We start from the raw sequence: 16573 nt of genomic DNA, 5'->3' as shown, positions 1-16573 counted from the left end.
AATTTCACAAGGAAAGCAGGTATGCCGCGCAAGGCCCAAACGCACTGGTTCGGCCTCTATCGAACCCTACGCCCGAAAATCGACGCTCACGAAGGTGACGAGAGCATCCATCAACTCATTCGCCGTGAAGCCGAAGCCGCAAACTACGACGAAAAAGTCCTCAAACGTATGCTCAACGCGGGGGCATTTCTTGATCGCATATCTGAAACCCCGCTCTTGGTGGAACAGGTCAAGTGTGGGTTCGCCCATGTCGAGTTACTAGAGCGCCTTTACAAGCTGAACGCACCGGACGCTCAAGCTCGCATCACCGCAATCCTGAACAACCAGGTGACGCAGAAGCAAATCCGCGAAGCCCTAGACTCCATGGCCGCAGAATCCGGGCATGCGCAACTCACAGCGCGCTCCCGCGCACGCCAACGTGTAGCTGAACATCAGCGCCTGTGCCTTCAACTCGCCCAGCGAACAGGGCCAAGCTTTTTTGGAAGCCCTGACGGCGAAATGGTGCTGGTGAAGCGCTTCCGAACACTCAGCCATTTCATTCTGATCAACGACCCTGATCAGCCAATTGCTGTTATTCCGCGTCTGGGTGATAGCTCGATGAAAGAGGGGCCCGCCGCTGAAGAACTGCTCACGCTAGCCATGTCGGTGAAACGCTATTTCCAGCGTATCTGGTTGCTGCTGCCATCGAACTCAACCCTGGCCCAAGAGCTGGTTGCGCGTGCCGAGCAGATCGGTGCGTTCGAAAGCTGGCTGTATCTGGCAACGCCTGACGAGGATTCATCGGCATTAGTCCCCTATCGCAATCGACGACGCGCCCTAGAAAAAGATTTGCGGGGAGACGATGACTGCGCGTGGGAAGGGGTTTCGCTACGTGATGGCCGAAAATTATCCGGCAGCCTCGACCCCATAGAGAAAAGTTGACCATTTGCGCGCGGGCCTTCTGCCAAGCGTCTCCGTACCGTAGGCCCTGTAGCGATTCCGCTACTCACACTGGAGATGCAGCATGACTCGTCACACGCTCAAACCAACCGCACATATGGCCAAAAGCAGTAGCGGAAAAGCCTCTGGCACAGCAGGGAAAGGGACTTCCCAACCAGCGACCAGCAATCCGTTCCCCGGTGGAAACTTGCCCAGCAAAGTACACGGCCACAAATCTGGTGGGAACCGTGGGCAGGGGCCCAAAGCCTGATCGCCAGGGTAATGTCCGCTGCTAGCAGCGGACAGTTAACACGGATGGAGAGAGTACAGCTGCAATGCCGAAAGCAGAAAACACCCTACTGCCGCCTTACCCTCGCTTAGGTGAATGCTACCGTCTTCTCGCCAAGGCCCTCGATACCAAAGCGAGTAACCGCCATGTCGATCAGTTGGCCAGGAAAGGTGATTTTGACTGGCAGTTGATCACGCAATTGCGCCATGAGCTGATCGAGGCGCCCCTGCTGGCCAGGAGCAATCAAGACTTCACTGAGTTCGTAATGACCTCGGTGGACACCTTTTACCAAGGCTATATAAAGCTGATCAAAACCGTTCAACTGGATGCCCTTACCCGCCAGCAAAGCCTACCCGCCCTCATTACCCATTTGTTTGCCCCTTTTGCTGCATCCTTCTTGCTGAAAATGCAAAGAGCAGTCGCGAGTCCCCCTATCGCCATGCTGCTCGACGATCAGCAACATCCGGTGGCGGTCATCTTTTCATGGTTGGAGCATGAGCTCGGAGTTGAACCCCATCGATTGGGTCATCAGCTGTATCCAGACGCCAGTGGTGAGAATAAGAACGGACGGGAACTGATGCAGCGGTGGCGTCAGGGGAAACAGTTACCCACGCTGCAACGCATCAGCCTGTTACAGAAAACGCTGCTGGGCGTATTCCCCGTCCGAGAGCGCCTAATCAAGGCATTCACTGAGTGGCTCATCATTGCGCGAGCCCTATCGGTGTTCGACGAGGCCGCTGCCGCGCACCTGAAACTGCGCGACTGCATCCTGCGTGAAGTACTCAGCGATGTGCCGCCCGACGATATCGGGGCAAAGCTGGCAGCACTGAATGTTCAAGCCTCGGCACTCAAGCAGGACATGGTCTGCCAGGGCCTGGTACTAGACGATCAGTTGAAACGCACCACCCATAAATCCGCCGGCCAACAAGCTCGAACGCGCTACGCCCTGGATCAATTCCGGCACCAGACAGCAATCCACGAGCCAGAACCGGTCAGCACTTACTTTCTCGAATTTCTGGAGGGTCGCTGGCACGTGCTGGCCGGCCAGCTAGAGACGGCGCTAGGCCATTACGAGCAGGCTGCTGACCTGGCGCTGTATCGTTCTGGCGAAACACAAAAAACCATCCTCAGGGAAGCTTTACTGCTTGCGGCCTATCAGGGAGATCTGCCGCTCTACAAGCGCTTGAAGCATCGCGCCTTGGTCATGGGTTTCAGCTTTCTACCGGCCTGGGACAAAGCGGTGGCCACCACCCAAGAGCTGAAGATGATTCGAGGCAACTTCGAAGAGCGATTTCCTGAGCATGGGCGCTTCCTAGAAGCGCGGATTAGCGTCCACTAATCCCAGGTCTGCGAGCAGGGGATCCCCGTCTGCCTGGCGATGCACCTGCCCCCCCCAGTCTCGCCAAAGGCTCACGGATCGACGAGCTGAATCACGGCCAAGCATCCGTGCACAGAAGAATCCAATCGGCACTGACCACTTAACAGCAACCAATAAAGTTGCAACTTTTGTTGCCAAGTATCAACCTAAAAGCTATCCTGCCGCTACCGCCACCAGCCCAGGAGTCACCATGCTTCCTTACCCAGCATCCCCCGAATTCCCAGCGGCCCTGAAAGCCCGTCGGGAGTCCCTCGGCTTGAGCCGTTCCGCCTTGGCGCGGGCAGCCAATATTCATGGGGTAATGCCCCGACGCTACGAAGAGCCCGATTGCAGGGAGTTCGCGAAGCCTCGCGCTGACACCTGGATTGCGCTGAATAAGGCGCTTGGGTATGACGTTCCTGACGAAACTCTGGCAGCGCTGGCACAGGAAGAGCCTACGAACTCAACCGACATGGATACACCATCAACGGTTTCAGGGGTTATCAAAGCATTGACCTTAGCGGAGGCAAAAGCCGGCCTAGCGATTACTTTCGGAGTAAACATCGACCAAATCGAAATCACCATCCGTGGCTAGTTCATGCCAATCCACCATCACCAGAACCAAAAAGGTTATGACTTTTAAGGAACTTTAGAATGCACCATATGCAAACGTCGGATTGGGACAGGGCTTCGGACACACTGAAGAGAAATATTTCTGCAATGCCGCTCGGCCAAGCGAGCAAGATTCGCGACATCATTGGGGAAGTGGCCTGGGCTCCGCTGCAACGGACAACACGCCACCGCTTCGGTAAGCACGTGCGAGCCAACCTTGAGCACTACGGATTGGTATTTGCGGGCGTGGCCGGGCGTATTGCCGTTTATAAAAAGTCGGCCATTTGAGATCGTCAATCTGGGCTCAGAGCATCTCAGACAATGGGGTTGAGCTCATTCGCGACCGCGATTCTTTTGTCGTAATGCAGATTGCCTGCCCCTGTGCGTAATAGGACGTTTCGTTAAATACACCCCCACAGCTCAACCTGAGTCGGTGACCGCTAGACCGATGGCGGTATCCGGCCTGCTGCCCTGCGCTATACCAGATCCCTGGGTACTGGTTTGACGCGAGAGCAGGGGGCGCCATGAAAACAGCCATCGAGCAGGAGACGTTGCAGGCACTGGTCGAAACCGGCGCCGCGCGGGAATTTCGCGTGCTGCGCGAAGGCGAGGCCTGGCGCCTGGAGCTGCGGCTCGGGGTGAAATGGCTGCCCGTGCGCTCGCGGCGTGAACCGGTGCGGCTGTGGCGTTCACTGACGGCGGTGGGGCGTTTTTGCGCAGGAGTGGGAATCAAGGCTCTGACGGTGGAGCTATAGCTGCTCCCTTTGCTTTCATCTCGTTAATGTACTCAGTGAGTTTTGCCAAAGAAGACTCAACATAGCCACGAGACAATCCACCTACTGCACGTTCCTCACTAGCAAATGAGAGCATATAAGCAGACATGCCTCGAAGCTCATCAGCTCGTGTGGCATATTGCTCAGGGTTTATTTTTGCCTGGTGCAGTTCTGCTCGAAGCTTTCGCCTTTTCTCCCTTGAGGGCTGAGCCCACTCATTAACAACCACCCCGGTTACAACCTGTCGGGATGATGGGCCAAATACTCTAGTTTTATCCTTATTGACCTTTAGCTTTAGCTTGGCAAGAAGACTTTTTGACTTCTCGACAGCGTTGCATACCGCATCCTTATCACTACCACTGAACGTAATATCATCCGCATAGCGCGTATAACTGACGCCAACTGCCTTGCAGTAATCTGAGATTGCTTTATCAAATGGATAAAGAACCACATTCGACAAATGCGCGCTAGTGGGTGCTCCCTGCGGCAGCCCTCCCTGATAGGAAGTGATCCGTGCGATTAAATACGCTGTTTTATCCTCCAAACCACCCATGACAAGGGCCCTGTGGACTAGCGGCGACTTTATTGATGGAAAGAAATCTTCCACATCAATGTTTGCCACATACCTTTTGCCCACATGAGGTATCGCATTGGCCTTGACCGTGCAACCACGACTATATGCAGTTGCAGAAACATGCACAGGGAGATTATATAGAAGATAATCCAACAAAAAATATTGAACCACTTTCATCATGGTTCGAGGTGATTGAATTGCTCTTACCTTTCCATTTGCTTTGGGTATTTCAAATGTTCGGTAATGCCGCTCTGGCCTGTGAATGAGTAACCCAATGAGCTGGGGGCTTATTCCAATTGCTAAGGAAATCTCGCCGAGACCTATGCCATCTTGCGGAATTTCAGCTGAACCATTGGCCTGAGCGCAAGCCTTGATGGTTGGAAAAGATAGAAAGCGGAAAAAGGGGCCAGAAGCGCGGGAGGAAGAGCCAACAAAAAGTTGCTTTGCGAGTAGCGGCCAACAGGCGCGGGCCGTACGACGAGCTACGCGAGGCGGGCGGCCCGCGCCTGTTGGCCGCTCGCTCTCTTGTAGTGGATGGTCAACAATTACGGCTGACGAAGCATCAGCCTTCTCTGGTTCACCGGCTTCTGGCAGGTTCAGCTTAGCGCTTCGTAGCTCCTTCAGCAAGAATAGACGCGTACGATCACGCAGCCTACGCTCTTCTCGATTTAATAGTGAATCACCATGCCTTGTCAGAGTGTAAAGTTTAGATTTTTTGTGGACACAGGCTACCTCACCGTCAGCAGACCATTGATCAAAAATATCCTGAACGGAATTCTCAGAAATTAAATTCGCATCGTATTTAAAAGCTTTCATTAAGAAAGCTTTTACGGCGCTTGCATCAGCAGGTTGTATACAGCCCAAAGCCAACCTGACTATTCTGCTGTTTATAGTGATAGCCATAATCAGGCTCCCTCTGCCGGTCGGCCACGACCGCTACTGAAGTAGCTTGACCTCCGGCCTCGGAGACGACTCAGAACAGGTTCAGTATTAAAACTTTTGAAATCGACATAAAGGGTTTTTCCAAAGTGATCGGCAGCTTTCGCAGGCCCCTCATTGAAATAAGACTTATCATCTTTAAATTTTTCATCAACAAGGAGGATCAAATCGCAGCCATGATTATTTTGTACCCAATGTACAAAAAGCCCTAACTCACAAAAGGAACCAACACTTCCGGCTACTAGAACAATCGCGCCACATTCACTTTTTATAAATTCAAGCTCATTGTCATGGGCATACCCCTTAGTAAATTGCTGGCGCAAATTTTCAAGGCCATCATCTTCACCCAATACAACTTCGAAACCATCCTGAGTCAGCTCGTCCATAAGCTGCTTTCGCAGAGCAGCAGCAGGGTTCGTTAAGTCACTCAGGGTAGGGCCGCAAAGAAATACAACCATCCGATTGCTGCTATATAAGTCCATAGCTGCCTTTGCGAACCGCTCTACAGATGGTAATAGCGCCATTTGCCTTTATCCCAAAATTTTAATAATTCTTCTACACTCAAAGATATATCCTAATCGTTCAAACCGCATCCCCAAACACCGCCCGCTCCAAGACCTCATGCTGCCTCCGCCAATCCGGCATATGGCTGGCCACCAGCGCCCAAAAGGCCTTGGTATGGTTCTTTTCCACCGTATGGCAAAGCTCATGGACGATGACGTAGTCCTGCACGCTTGCCGGTAGCTCCATTACCCGAGGATGAAACTCCAGGATGTGGTTCGCATCGCAGCTCGCCCAACGGCTTTGGAAATGACGAATACGCACACCCGCAGCCAGCAGCCCGGTCTCACGCTGCCAGTGGCGAACACGTAGCGGCAGCTTCTCATGAGCCCGATCCCTGTAAAACTGCTCCAGCATGGGCATCAGGGCATCGGGATGAATACTCAAACCTTCAGGGTTATCAACGATGAAGCGTGACGCAGTGAATGCCAACCGAGGTTTGAGGGCGTCTGGCACGTGACGAACTTCGGTGTAATAGGTGCGCCCTGCATAGCGCAGGCGACTGCCCGTCACGATGGGTTCGCAGGCAAGGGGCTGATTCACCTGGGCCAGTTTTTCACGAATCCAGCGCGCACGACGCAGCACCAAAGCCTCTTGCTTAAGCTCATCCACCTGCGGCCCACGCAATAGAACAGGCCGACCCCGTTCTACGGTCACGTAATGGCGCTTAAGTTTGCTATCGAGCTGGAAGTACCACTCGATAGACGTTTGGCCGTAATTCAATACTGGCATGGATGGCGCCGCTTCAGTTTTTCAGCAGGATATCGAAGATTCGCTTGGCGTGATCGCGCGCCACTGAACGCTCCCAGCCTGCCAGGGGCATCAAGACTCTGCGAAGGTGGTCTCTAAAATCAGGGTGCGTATCCGGCATTTTCTTCCAGTTTTCAGTCGTCAGCGCACGGTTCAGCATTTCATCTTCGAACAGCTTGGTCGTTGCCACTCTTGCCGTGTCCTCAGCCAGTTGGGCGGCAAGGTAGTGGTAAACGGCTGAGTGCGCTGGCTTATGAAAACCGGTGTTGTCCTTGTCCTGAATACGCTGGCTGAACAGCTCCAGTTGCTCCAAAAACTTGGCTTGGGTAATGCGACCCGCCTTTTCCTCTTCCAGCAGCTTTTCCAGCTCCTCGGCGATCTTGTCGAAGAATGCTGGATCCTTGTCCTTACCGGTGACGATGGTCTGCTTCAGCTGGTTTTTCATTACCAGGGCGCGACTACCGGGGCTCGCCAGTTTCTTCAAACGCTCCATATCACTGGCATCTAGAATCGACACCTCATGACCCAGCAGGCTCTTCGCCGGGCTGGCCGCGATGTACTCATCCAGCAGCTGTTGCAGCAGCGCGGACTCCAGCTTGGTGATGCGCTCCTTGTAGGTACTGCCCGGCAGTTTGTCGCGCAACATCAGGCGAATCTCACCTAGCAGGGTGAAATAGGGCTTGAACGGTACGCCACGTACGTCCGGCAGGATGATGTCCACTGAGCGGTTGAACTGCTTCACCAAATCGAGGAACTCTTCGACCATGTCCAGCCGGGTGGCAGGATCAAGGAAGCGCTCGGCGTCGTCTTTGTAGGCATCGCGCTGTGCCACCGGGTCATTCTTTTTCGGCAGCAACTTGAGGATACGGTCGAGCGTGGCTTGCAGCTTAGGCAGTTCGGTTTCAACACCTTCCCAGACCTGCGAAGGCTTCACCTCGCCGCCGTATATTTTCAGGGCGTGATCAAGGTGATCGACCACTCCGTGGTAATCCACGATGTAGCCAGCATTCTTGCCAGGCAGGGTGCGGTTCACCCGTGCGATAGCCTGCAACAGAGTGTGTTCTTTTAACGGCTTGTCGAGGTACATGGTGCCGACAATCGGGGCATCCCACCCAGTCAGCAACATGTCAGAGACGATGATCAGCCCGACGTTGTTCGCCTTCGGCTTACCATCAAGCCCCTTAGTCTCGTCGCCGTAGGGCAGGGGAAACAGCTTGCTGACAAAGTTGCCGATCTGCTCGGAAGGCATGGCCACCGGAGTTTTTCCGGCTTTCAACTCGGCCTTAATCCGCTCCTCGATGCTGCGAATCTTGTCGGCCTCTACTTCATACTCTGCTGCCTCTTCCATGGCGGAAGCGCCCGTACGGGAAGAGGTGATGCTGGCCAGAGATATCACCACCTTGCTGTCAAAAGTGGGCAGCCCTTTGTTCGCCCGCTCTAACATGATCGCATCGAGCAAATCTTTGTAGCGTACCGCCATGTCGCGGCCATCGCACACCAGCATGGCCTTCAAACCTTTGGCTTTCACGTTGCTGAGGAAGTGCTCGACCAGATGCTCCGCAACCTGCTTCATACGGTCACCGGCCTGACGCCAGCGGCGCAGCAGCTCACGCTTCAACTCGTGCTGGCGCACCTCACTCTGGTCGGCGAACTGCTCTTTGAACGCGGCATCCAGCTCCGTATTGGCCGACAGCGCCACCCAAGCATCCTGGTATTTGATTGGCAGGGTTGCGCCATCTGCCACCGCTTCATGCAGGCGGTATTCGTCGATGTAATCTCCACCGCCAAACTCGCCCAGCGTGTGTTTGTCCTCTTGCAGTAGCGGCGTACCGGTGAAGGCGATGAATTTGGCGTTGGGCAAACTGGCGCGCATAAAGGCCGCTAGGAAGTCGTACTGGCTACGGTGAGCCTCATCGACCAGCACGTAGAAGTTAGGCTTGGTGCTCAGCACTCGGAAGTGCACCTTCTCCCGGCTGATCTCTTTCCACTTGGCCTTTATCGGTGCACCGTTCTCATCCACCGCTAGGTGGTGGACATTGCGCTCATGCACGATGAAGAAGTCCTTTTCCTCACGAATCCGCCGGTGGCGGATCGCTTGTAGGGCATCATCTTCTTCGTCAGGCGTCTCGGCAGCCTGATCAGAGGGCTGATCGTTCTCCTGGAACTTCTGCACCGTGCTGGTAAACACGCTGCCGTAGTCGTTGGACAACATCTTCAACAACCCATCAACCGACACAGCCTGAGCTGCCGTGATACCTACTGCATGGAAGGTATCTAAAATCTGTTTGTCGAGGTCTTTACGGTCGGTCAGTACCAGCACAGTAGGATTGTTCAAACCCGTGCTATCGGCCCTCAGCATGCGCGCGAGCAGGGCCATGGTCAGTGACTTGCCGCTACCCTGGGTATGCCAAACAACACCTCCCATGGGTTTCGGCGCGCACAGCCGGTCTACCGTTTTGCGAACGGCCCTCCATTGCTGATAGCGCGGCAGCTTCTTCACGGTCTTGCCGTCGCGGGTTTCGAACAGAACAAAATGGGTGATCAGTTGCAGGAAGCGGCTCGGCTCGAACAATGCCCACAGGAGACTGTCCTGCTCACTTGGAGCTTCTCCTAACAGGGCGATAACAGCGGAAGTCTCCAGCGCCTGCAACCGATAGCGGGCGTAATAGGCAGGCTTGGTCAGGATCGCCCCATACAGCCCTTCACGTCGATTAAGCCCAACACAGACCTGGTTGAATACAAACTGGGTAGGGAAGGTGCTTTGGTAGCCATCCAACTGGCCTAGGGCTTCATCCAGGCGGTGATGGCTGGCTTTGCACTCGATGATGGCCAGCGGCAAGCCATTCACAAACAACAACAGGTCAGGGCGGAAAACTTCCCCGTCTGCATTGCGCCCCACGTACTGGTCGACCACATGGAAGTCGTTGTTGCTGGCATCACTGGCATCGAAGAAACGCACGCTGCGCGGCTTGCCCTCGACATCCTTCACCTGAATATCCGAACGTTGAACCACCTGTTCCCAGAACGCTTTGTTGGCAGGCAACAGCTCATCATTGACGCGCTTGCGTAGCTCGATCAGTGCCGCGCTGATACCACCGTGGGCGCTCGCCAGCCATGGGTTGAGGATGAGCAGCCGAGCCTGCAACACATCATCCAGCACCGGAGCCAGGTGGCGATGCTCAACTTGTACCAGGGTACCAGGCAGATGGATGTAGCCCAACTTGATCAGCCAGTTGATAGCGGGCAGCTCGACCCCGACCTTCTCTGGTGACTGGCTCATTGCTTACTCCTGTTCCTTGGAGGTTTCCCTCGGGCGACTGCGATACCAAACCACCGTGGGGCCATTATCGGCTTGGCTTTGTTTACGAATTTCGAACTGCTGCGACGTATGGATGACATGACGCCAGCTGCCGCAGCCATAGCGCTTGGGCGTCTGCTCGGGGTAGGTCTTGGCTATCCAGTGAATGGCTTCGAAAAGTGGCGTCCATCCTGCCTGAGCCAGCTTGGTTTCCGCTTCACGCAAGCAATTAGTTATACCGCTGCTAGCCCATTGTACGGCGCCATCCGGCCCAATACCGTTGATAACAAAATCCCTGTACTCCGGGGTCTGCATAAAAGACACCATGAGCTGTCGAGCCTCATCCATGGATTTGGCCCAATCGCGCAGCGTCAGGTAATGGCCGTCAATGGTTTCGTTACTTTCATCGAGATAAGACTCGGCGGCTATACAGCCATCGACACTCCAAAGGTCGAAGCGCTGAAGAAAGTGGTGCACCAACTCGTTACGCAGGTCAACCAGCTCCTTGAGCGCAGCCTTGGTCTCGACGTAGCGCTCCTCGGGTAACTCCATCTGACAGCGGAAGCTGATCCATATCTGATCAATAGGCTCCGCCTGCTCTGGCTCATCAGTTAAGTCCGGCAGCTTCAGATAGCTCTCGGTCAGCATCCCCACCAAGGTGCCCAGGGTCTTTTTATGGGCACAGACAACTTTCTCGTCGTGAATCGACTGAAGCCGTTCCGGAGGGCCACTCAATTCGCTGTGGGCAACCATGGTTTTGAGCAGCCGCTCGTACTGCTGCAACTGCAACATGCAGCGTCCGAGCTTACGCTGCACAGTGCGCTGAAGGTCAGACACAGGATCCGGGAGCAGTTGGGGGATTTCGTCCATGAATAGAAACTCAGGCTGTGCCGGTAGGGCTGTCGAGCTTGACCCGCCACTCGCCGGTTAGCAGCTTCTGCATCAGGCCGCGTTTGAGGGATTTAACAGCTGATTGCTTCGATTCTAGCAACTTAAGTTTGTCCTCAACGCCATCGAGAATCTGACTAATCTTCTGCTGCTCAGCTAGAGGAGGCAGTGGAATGGAGATGTTGGCCAACGCACTTAAACCAAGGGTTTTGTTTCGACCCGCACCACCTGGAGAGGCCAATGAAAGCGAGGCGATCCCAGCAGGTGTGATCAAGTATCTATAGATGTAGGTAGTATCGGCCCGAGACTTGTCCACAGTACATGTGATGTACCTATGCGACCCATAGCGACCATCATCTTCGGGCTTTGCTACTGCTACGGCACCTTCCCAAGCAAACACATTTGAAAATAGGAGATCTCCAGCTTTGATTTCGAATAGCCGTTTGTTTCCAACCTCACATCCGAGAAGTGCTGGCTTATGGAATGTCCCCTTTCCATAAGAGCGGAGGCCAAGCTCGGGATACGTCGCATCGGGACGAATTTCTACTGGCCGGCGAATTAGCGGGGCAATATCGCCGAGCCGTACTACATCCCATGAGGCAGGTATATCCAGCGACAGCACTGATTTCATTTCCGCATGAAGTACCCACCGGCCACTGGCATCTTGGGTGCCCACGCCCCGACTGAACAGGGTTTGCATCAGGCCCTGCTTGAGGATCTGTGTGCTTTCAATCTGGCGAGCTATCACGTCCAATTTTTCGTCCACCGCAGTGAGGATAGCGGCGATTTTCTGTTGTTCTGGAGGCGAGGGAAATGCTATCGAAAACGATGATACATCCTTAAGGCTGATATTCGCCTGCGCTGAACTCACGCTAATTTGCGAAATATGACTTAGTTGAGCCTCGCTCGACAGAACAAAACGGAGATAGGGGGTATGTATTAGATCTCTTGGTCTAACTATAGCAAGAGCTTGATTTGTATTTGCCGGTAGATGCTGTGCTTGAACTATTGCTGTTCTACCAATTGCGCCTGCAATTGAATATAGAATATCTCCTTCACGCAACTTTGAGCGATTGAGTGCGTCGTGGGCCTCTTCAGAAATATACGCAACCTTTTTCAGGTCTATATTTCCAATACCATCAATTGACTCAACTTTTACGAAATTGATACCTGTTGGTTGGTAGGAAAAACCAACTGTAGTAGGAGTAGTACCTTTCGTAATGAGGGAGCAGAGGTCACCAAGCCGTTTTACATTCCAATCCCATGGAATCCATCCGACAGCGGTTTCCTGATATCCCGGCCTCCCCGCCAAACTCATGCCTCAGTCTCCAGCAGCCCCAACTCGGCTAGATAGCCCCTTAAACGCCTATCAATCTTAGCCTCGTCCTCGGACAGAGCCCCTAGCTGCGCCAAGGTTGCAACCAGATCGACGGTATCTTCAGTCTCGCCGTTGTCTATATATCGGGCGATGTTGAGGTTACCGTCGTTGCTGCGAATTTCGTCTAGCGTGACGACACGGCAGTAGCCTTCCACCTCAGACTGCTGCTCGAACGCGGCCTTGTGAGTGCTAACGATACGGGAGACGTCTTTAGCGCGCAGACTATTCTGCACCTTGTCACTACTAAAGTCGGCGCTCGCATCAATGATGATTACCTTGCCCTTGAGCGCCTTCGGCTTCTGCTTGTTCAGAACTAATATGCATGCCGGAATAGGAGTGTTGTAAAACAATGCAGGAGGTAGCCCGACGATTGCTTCAATCAGGTCTCCCGGCTGATTGCCGCTGGCGGTGTCAGTGCCGAAAAGTAACCCCTCACGAATCTTGCCTTCCTCGCCACTGCGGAACAGCACGCCATGGGGCAGGATGACACCCATGCGACCGTCAGCCTTGAGGCTAGCCAGCATATGCTGGGCAAAGGCGAGGTCGGCATAACCCCGTGGAGGGATGCCATAGACCAGCCGACCATAGGGATCGCTAACCTGCTTGTAGTTGGGTGCTTTGAGCTTTTTTCCGCTGTCCTGCTCGTTCTCGTTGCTCAACTCCAGCGGAGTCCACCAGGACTTGGCCGAGAACGGCGGGTTGGCAATCACCCGGTCAAAGGTCTTCAGGAAGTCACCATCGAGGTGCTTGGGCTCTACCAGCGTGTCGCCACGCTCAATGGCTGCATGCATGTTGTGCAGGTAAAGGTTGAGCTTGGCGATGGCCCAAGTGCCCAAGTTCTTTTCCTGCCCGTACAGCAGCACATTAGGCTTGCCCATCAGGGTGCCGTTGGGCAAACCGGATACATGGTGGGCGCTCTCTACCAGCATGCCGCCACTGCCGCAGGTGGGGTCATACACGCTGTGGCCGGGCTGCGGGTCGATTAACTCAACCACCAATTGCACGACAGCCTTGGGCGTATAGAACTCGCCGCCTTTTTTACCGGCGTCGTCGGCAAACTGCTTGATCAGATACTCGTAGGCATCGCCCAGCATGTCGGCCTTGTACAGGTCGTCATTGCCCAGCTTGTACTGGTTAAAGTGACGCAGCAGACGCTGCAAGGTAGCATCCGCCAGCACCCGCTTATCGCCGTACTGCGTAGCGGTCAACACATGTTGCAGTTCAGGATTGTTGGCCTCGATGGTCGCAAACGCCTTGTCGAGGGCTTCGCCGATATTCTCGGTGCGCGAAATCAGATCGAACCAGCGGGCGCTGATCGGAAACTTGCCATATTTGTCCTCGATCTCATCCTGAGCATCGCCAAAGCTCAGGCCTTCGTCCTTCATCAGCTTAGCAATGCGCTCTTCGAACACATCGTTGTAACGCTTGAGGAAGAGCAAGCCAAAGATGTAGTTCTTGAAATCGGAGGAGTCGATGGAACCACGCAGAATATTGGCGGATTCCCAGAGCCAGGACTCCAGCGTTTCGAGTGACAGCTTGTCAGCCATGGGTAAATCAATCCCTATAAAAAGCACGACGCCCAGCACCTGGCGATTGCTGCCATGCCGCCTAGGCGCATCAGAAAAAATGTGGGCTCGATTCTACAAGTCGACGCCACTTGAAGCCCGAAAAATCAATTCCCCCTGAACGACAAAACCCCGGCAGACCTTTCAGTCAACCGGGGTTTCCAGGAGGAGGGCAGCAGGCAATTAACTTTGGCCTAACCCTCTAACTTTGGCCGAATGGGCAAATAACTTTGTCTACCTACAGAGGGCATCAGAAGTCCAGGTTCGACACCGCCAGGGCATTGGACTCGATGAAGTCGCGGCGCGGCTCCACGGCGTCGCCCATCAGGGTATTGAAGATCTGGTCGGCGGCGATGGCATCTTCGATGGTCACCTTGAGCATGCGGCGCACTTCCGGGTCCATAGTGGTTTCCCACAGCTGATCCGGGTTCATCTCGCCGAGACCTTTGTATCGCTGGATGCTGTGACGCTTGGTGCTTTCGGTCATCAGCCAGTCCAGCGCTTCCTTGAAGGTGCTGACCGGTTTCTTGCGCTCGCCACGCTGCACGTAGGCGCCTTCTTCCAGCAGGTTGTTCAGCTGATCACCCAGGGTGGTGACCGTCTTGTAATCGTTGCTGGCGAAGAAGTCGCGGTTGAAGGTGGTGTAGCTGGAAAGCCCGTGAGATTTCACTTCCACTTCCGGCAGCCACAGGTGGCGTTCATGATCTTCGCGAAGACTGGCACTGTAGGTCTGGCCAGACTTCTCGGTAGTCTTCAGACGTGCCGCAAAGCCTTCCAGCCAGTTCTGCATGAAGACCTGGTCAGCGAGCTGCTCCACCGAAATACGGGGCAGATAGACGAAGTGTTCGGTGATGTCCTTGGGATAAACACGCGACAGGCGGTCCAGGGTCTTCATCACGCCACGGTATTCGCCGACCAGCTTCTCCAACGAGCTGCCAGAAAGACCTGGGGCGTTCTCGTTGACGTGCAGGCTGGCGTCTTCCAGGGCCGACTGGGTCATGTATTCATCCATGGCCTCGTCGTCCTTGATGTACTGCTCCTGCTTGCCTTTCTTCACCTTGTACAGCGGCGGCTGAGCGATATAGATGTAGCCACGCTCGACCAGCTCCGGCAGCTGGCGGAAGAAGAAGGTCAGCAGCAGGGTACGGATGTGCGAACCGTCGACGTCAGCATCGGTCATGATGATGATGTTGTGGTAACGCAGCTTGTCGATGTTGTATTCATCACGACCGATACCGCAGCCGAGCGCGGTGATCAGCGTGCCAACTTCCTGAGAGGAAATCATGCGGTCGAAGCGCGCGCGTTCGACGTTGAGGATCTTGCCCTTGAGCGGCAGGATGGCCTGGGTCTTGCGGTTACGGCCCTGCTTGGCAGAACCGCCCGCGGAGTCACCCTCCACGATGTAGAGTTCGGACAGTGCCGGGTCTTTTTCCTGGCAGTCGGCCAGCTTGCCGGGGAGGCCGGCGATGTCCAGCGCACCTTTGCGACGAGTCATCTCACGCGCTTTACGGGCCGCTTCACGGGCACGAGCGGCATCGATCATCTTGCCGACCACGGCCTTGGCTTCGTTGGGGTTCTCCAACAGGAAGTCGGAGAAGTACTTGCCCATTTCCTGCTCGACCGCGGTTTTCACCTCGCTCGATACCAGCTTGTCCTTGGTCTGCGAGCTGAACTTCGGGTCCGGCACCTTGACCGAGATGATCGCAGTCAAGCCTTCGCGGGCATCGTCACCGGTGGTGGCAACCTTGAACTTCTTCGCCAGGCCTTCGGACTCGATGTAGTTGTTCAGGTGACGGGTGAGGGCGGAACGGAAACCAGCCAGGTGCGTGCCACCGTCTCGCTGCGGAATGTTGTTGGTGAAGCAGAGCAGGTTCTCGTTGAAGCTGTCGTTCCACTGCAGGGCCACTTCGACACCAACGCCGTCTTCTTCGCGCTGGATGTTGAAATGGAATACCTGGTTGACCACCGTCTTGTTGGTGTTCAGGTATTCGACGAAGGCTTTCAGGCCACCCTCGTACTTGAACAGCTCTTCCTTGCCGGTGCGTTCGTCGCGCAGCAGGATGCCCACACCAGAGTTGAGGAAGGACAGTTCGCGCAGACGCTTGGCCAGGATGTCCCAGCTGAAGTGGATATTGGCGAAGGTCTCTTCGGACGGTTTGAAGTGGATCTGCGTGCCGGTACCGTCGGTGTCACCCACAGCGGCCAGAGGCGCTTGCGGTACACCGTGGACGTAGGTCTGTTCCCAGATCTTGCCGCTACGGCGGATGGTCAGCACCAGCTCCTTGGAGAGGGCGTTCACCACCGACACACCCACGCCGTGCAGGCCGCCGGATACCTTGTAGCTGTTGTCGTCGAACTTTCCGCCAGCGTGCAGCACGGTCATGATGACCTCGGCCGCCGAAACGCCTTCTTCCTTGTGCATGTCGACCGGAATACCACGGCCATTGTCACGCACGCTGATCGACTCATCCGGGTGGATGGTGATGGTGATTTCGCTGCAATAGCCTGCCAGCGCTTCGTCGATCGAGTTGTCGACCACCTCGAACACCATGTGGTGCAGACCACTACCATCGTCAGTGTCACCGATGTACATCCCGGGACGTTTGCGTACGGCGTCCAGTCCTTTCAGCACCTTGATGCTGGAGGAGTCGTACGTTTGGTTCTCGCTCAT

At 54.9% G+C, this 16573-nt stretch carries 13 protein-coding genes; 5 read left to right on the top strand and 8 right to left on the bottom strand.

What is annotated here, in order from left to right:
• Positions 1–21: 21 nt before the first annotated feature.
• From ACN0X6_RS07235 to ACN0X6_RS07215, 5 genes are all read left to right on the top strand, one after another.
• Positions 22–921, top strand: a complete 900-nt coding sequence (locus tag ACN0X6_RS07235; protein ID WP_417702913.1) for a hypothetical protein — start codon at positions 22–24, stop codon at positions 919–921.
• Between the two features lie 332 nt (positions 922–1253).
• The gene (locus ACN0X6_RS07230) at positions 1254–2546 is read left to right on the top strand and encodes a hypothetical protein (RefSeq protein WP_417702912.1); all 1293 of its coding nucleotides are present in this window, start codon (positions 1254–1256) and stop codon (positions 2544–2546) included.
• Positions 2547–2841: 295 nt separating this feature from the next.
• Positions 2842–3159 carry a hypothetical protein gene (locus ACN0X6_RS07225; RefSeq protein WP_417702911.1) on the top strand — a complete coding sequence of 106 codons (318 nt, stop codon included), beginning with the start codon at positions 2842–2844 and terminating at the stop codon, positions 3157–3159.
• 59 nt (positions 3160–3218) lie between these two features.
• Positions 3219–3464, top strand: a complete 246-nt coding sequence (locus tag ACN0X6_RS07220; protein ID WP_417702910.1) for a hypothetical protein — start codon at positions 3219–3221, stop codon at positions 3462–3464.
• Positions 3465–3700: 236 nt separating this feature from the next.
• Complete coding sequence (locus ACN0X6_RS07215; RefSeq protein ID WP_417702909.1) at positions 3701–3931, top strand: hypothetical protein; 231 nt, start codon at positions 3701–3703, stop codon at positions 3929–3931.
• Here the strand turns inward: ACN0X6_RS07215 and ACN0X6_RS07210 are convergent.
• From ACN0X6_RS07210 to gyrB, 8 genes are all read right to left on the bottom strand, one after another.
• On the bottom strand, positions 3906–5426 hold the full coding sequence (locus ACN0X6_RS07210) for a retron St85 family RNA-directed DNA polymerase (RefSeq protein ID WP_417702908.1): 1521 nt from the start codon (positions 5424–5426) through the stop codon (positions 3906–3908). The two genes, ACN0X6_RS07215 and ACN0X6_RS07210, sit on opposite strands and share 26 nt — an antisense overlap.
• Before the next feature lie 2 nt (positions 5427–5428).
• A complete protein-coding gene (locus ACN0X6_RS07205; RefSeq protein WP_322942033.1) occupies positions 5429–5848 on the bottom strand; it encodes a hypothetical protein in 420 nt (139 codons plus the stop codon).
• A gap of 196 nt (positions 5849–6044) precedes the next feature.
• Entirely contained in the window at positions 6045–6755 is a 711-nt protein-coding gene (locus ACN0X6_RS07200) for a SprT family zinc-dependent metalloprotease (RefSeq protein ID WP_417702907.1), read from the bottom strand.
• 13 nt (positions 6756–6768) lie between these two features.
• On the bottom strand, positions 6769–10053 hold the full coding sequence (locus ACN0X6_RS07195; RefSeq protein WP_417702906.1) for a type I restriction endonuclease subunit R: 3285 nt from the start codon (positions 10051–10053) through the stop codon (positions 6769–6771).
• Positions 10054–10056: 3 nt separating this feature from the next.
• Positions 10057–10941 (bottom strand): OST-HTH/LOTUS domain-containing protein, encoded by an 885-nt coding sequence (locus ACN0X6_RS07190; protein WP_417702905.1) that lies wholly within the window; start codon positions 10939–10941, stop codon positions 10057–10059.
• Positions 10942–10951: 10 nt separating this feature from the next.
• A complete protein-coding gene (locus ACN0X6_RS07185; protein WP_417702904.1) occupies positions 10952–12277 on the bottom strand; it encodes a restriction endonuclease subunit S in 1326 nt (441 codons plus the stop codon).
• Positions 12274–13884: an N-6 DNA methylase gene (locus ACN0X6_RS07180; protein ID WP_417702903.1), complete on the bottom strand. Its 1611-nt coding sequence runs from the start codon at positions 13882–13884 to the stop codon at positions 12274–12276. The genes ACN0X6_RS07185 and ACN0X6_RS07180 overlap by 4 nt, the downstream gene beginning before the upstream one ends.
• Positions 13885–14152: 268 nt before the next feature.
• Positions 14153–16573: a DNA topoisomerase (ATP-hydrolyzing) subunit B gene (gyrB, locus tag ACN0X6_RS07175; RefSeq protein ID WP_417702902.1), complete on the bottom strand. Its 2421-nt coding sequence runs from the start codon at positions 16571–16573 to the stop codon at positions 14153–14155.

The sequence above is a fragment of the Pseudomonas sp. genome (assembly GCF_048269965.1).
GTDB lineage: Bacteria > Pseudomonadota > Gammaproteobacteria > Pseudomonadales > Pseudomonadaceae > Aquipseudomonas.
Note: the sequence above shows the minus strand (reverse complement) of the source record. Positions and strands in the feature narration are given on the sequence as shown.

Excerpts from the sequence above, each read along its gene's own strand:
- ACN0X6_RS07210 (WP_417702908.1), bottom strand. The coding sequence starts at position 5,426 with ATGGCTATCACTATAAACAGCAGAATAGTCAGGTTGGCTTTGGGCTGT.
- ACN0X6_RS07180 (WP_417702903.1), bottom strand. The coding sequence starts at position 13,884 with ATGGCTGACAAGCTGTCACTCGAAACGCTGGAGTCCTGGCTCTGGGAA.
- ACN0X6_RS07195 (WP_417702906.1), bottom strand. The coding sequence starts at position 10,053 with ATGAGCCAGTCACCAGAGAAGGTCGGGGTCGAGCTGCCCGCTATCAAC.
- gyrB (WP_417702902.1), bottom strand. The coding sequence starts at position 16,573 with ATGAGCGAGAACCAAACGTACGACTCCTCCAGCATCAAGGTGCTGAAA.
- ACN0X6_RS07185 (WP_417702904.1), bottom strand. The coding sequence starts at position 12,277 with ATGAGTTTGGCGGGGAGGCCGGGATATCAGGAAACCGCTGTCGGATGG.
- ACN0X6_RS07220 (WP_417702910.1), top strand. The coding sequence starts at position 3,219 with ATGCACCATATGCAAACGTCGGATTGGGACAGGGCTTCGGACACACTG.
- ACN0X6_RS07235 (WP_417702913.1), top strand. The coding sequence starts at position 22 with ATGCCGCGCAAGGCCCAAACGCACTGGTTCGGCCTCTATCGAACCCTA.
- ACN0X6_RS07230 (WP_417702912.1), top strand. The coding sequence starts at position 1,254 with ATGCCGAAAGCAGAAAACACCCTACTGCCGCCTTACCCTCGCTTAGGT.
- ACN0X6_RS07205 (WP_322942033.1), bottom strand. The coding sequence starts at position 5,848 with ATGGACGAGCTGACTCAGGATGGTTTCGAAGTTGTATTGGGTGAAGAT.
- ACN0X6_RS07215 (WP_417702909.1), top strand. The coding sequence starts at position 3,701 with ATGAAAACAGCCATCGAGCAGGAGACGTTGCAGGCACTGGTCGAAACC.
- ACN0X6_RS07190 (WP_417702905.1), bottom strand. The coding sequence starts at position 10,941 with ATGGACGAAATCCCCCAACTGCTCCCGGATCCTGTGTCTGACCTTCAG.
- ACN0X6_RS07200 (WP_417702907.1), bottom strand. The coding sequence starts at position 6,755 with ATGCCAGTATTGAATTACGGCCAAACGTCTATCGAGTGGTACTTCCAG.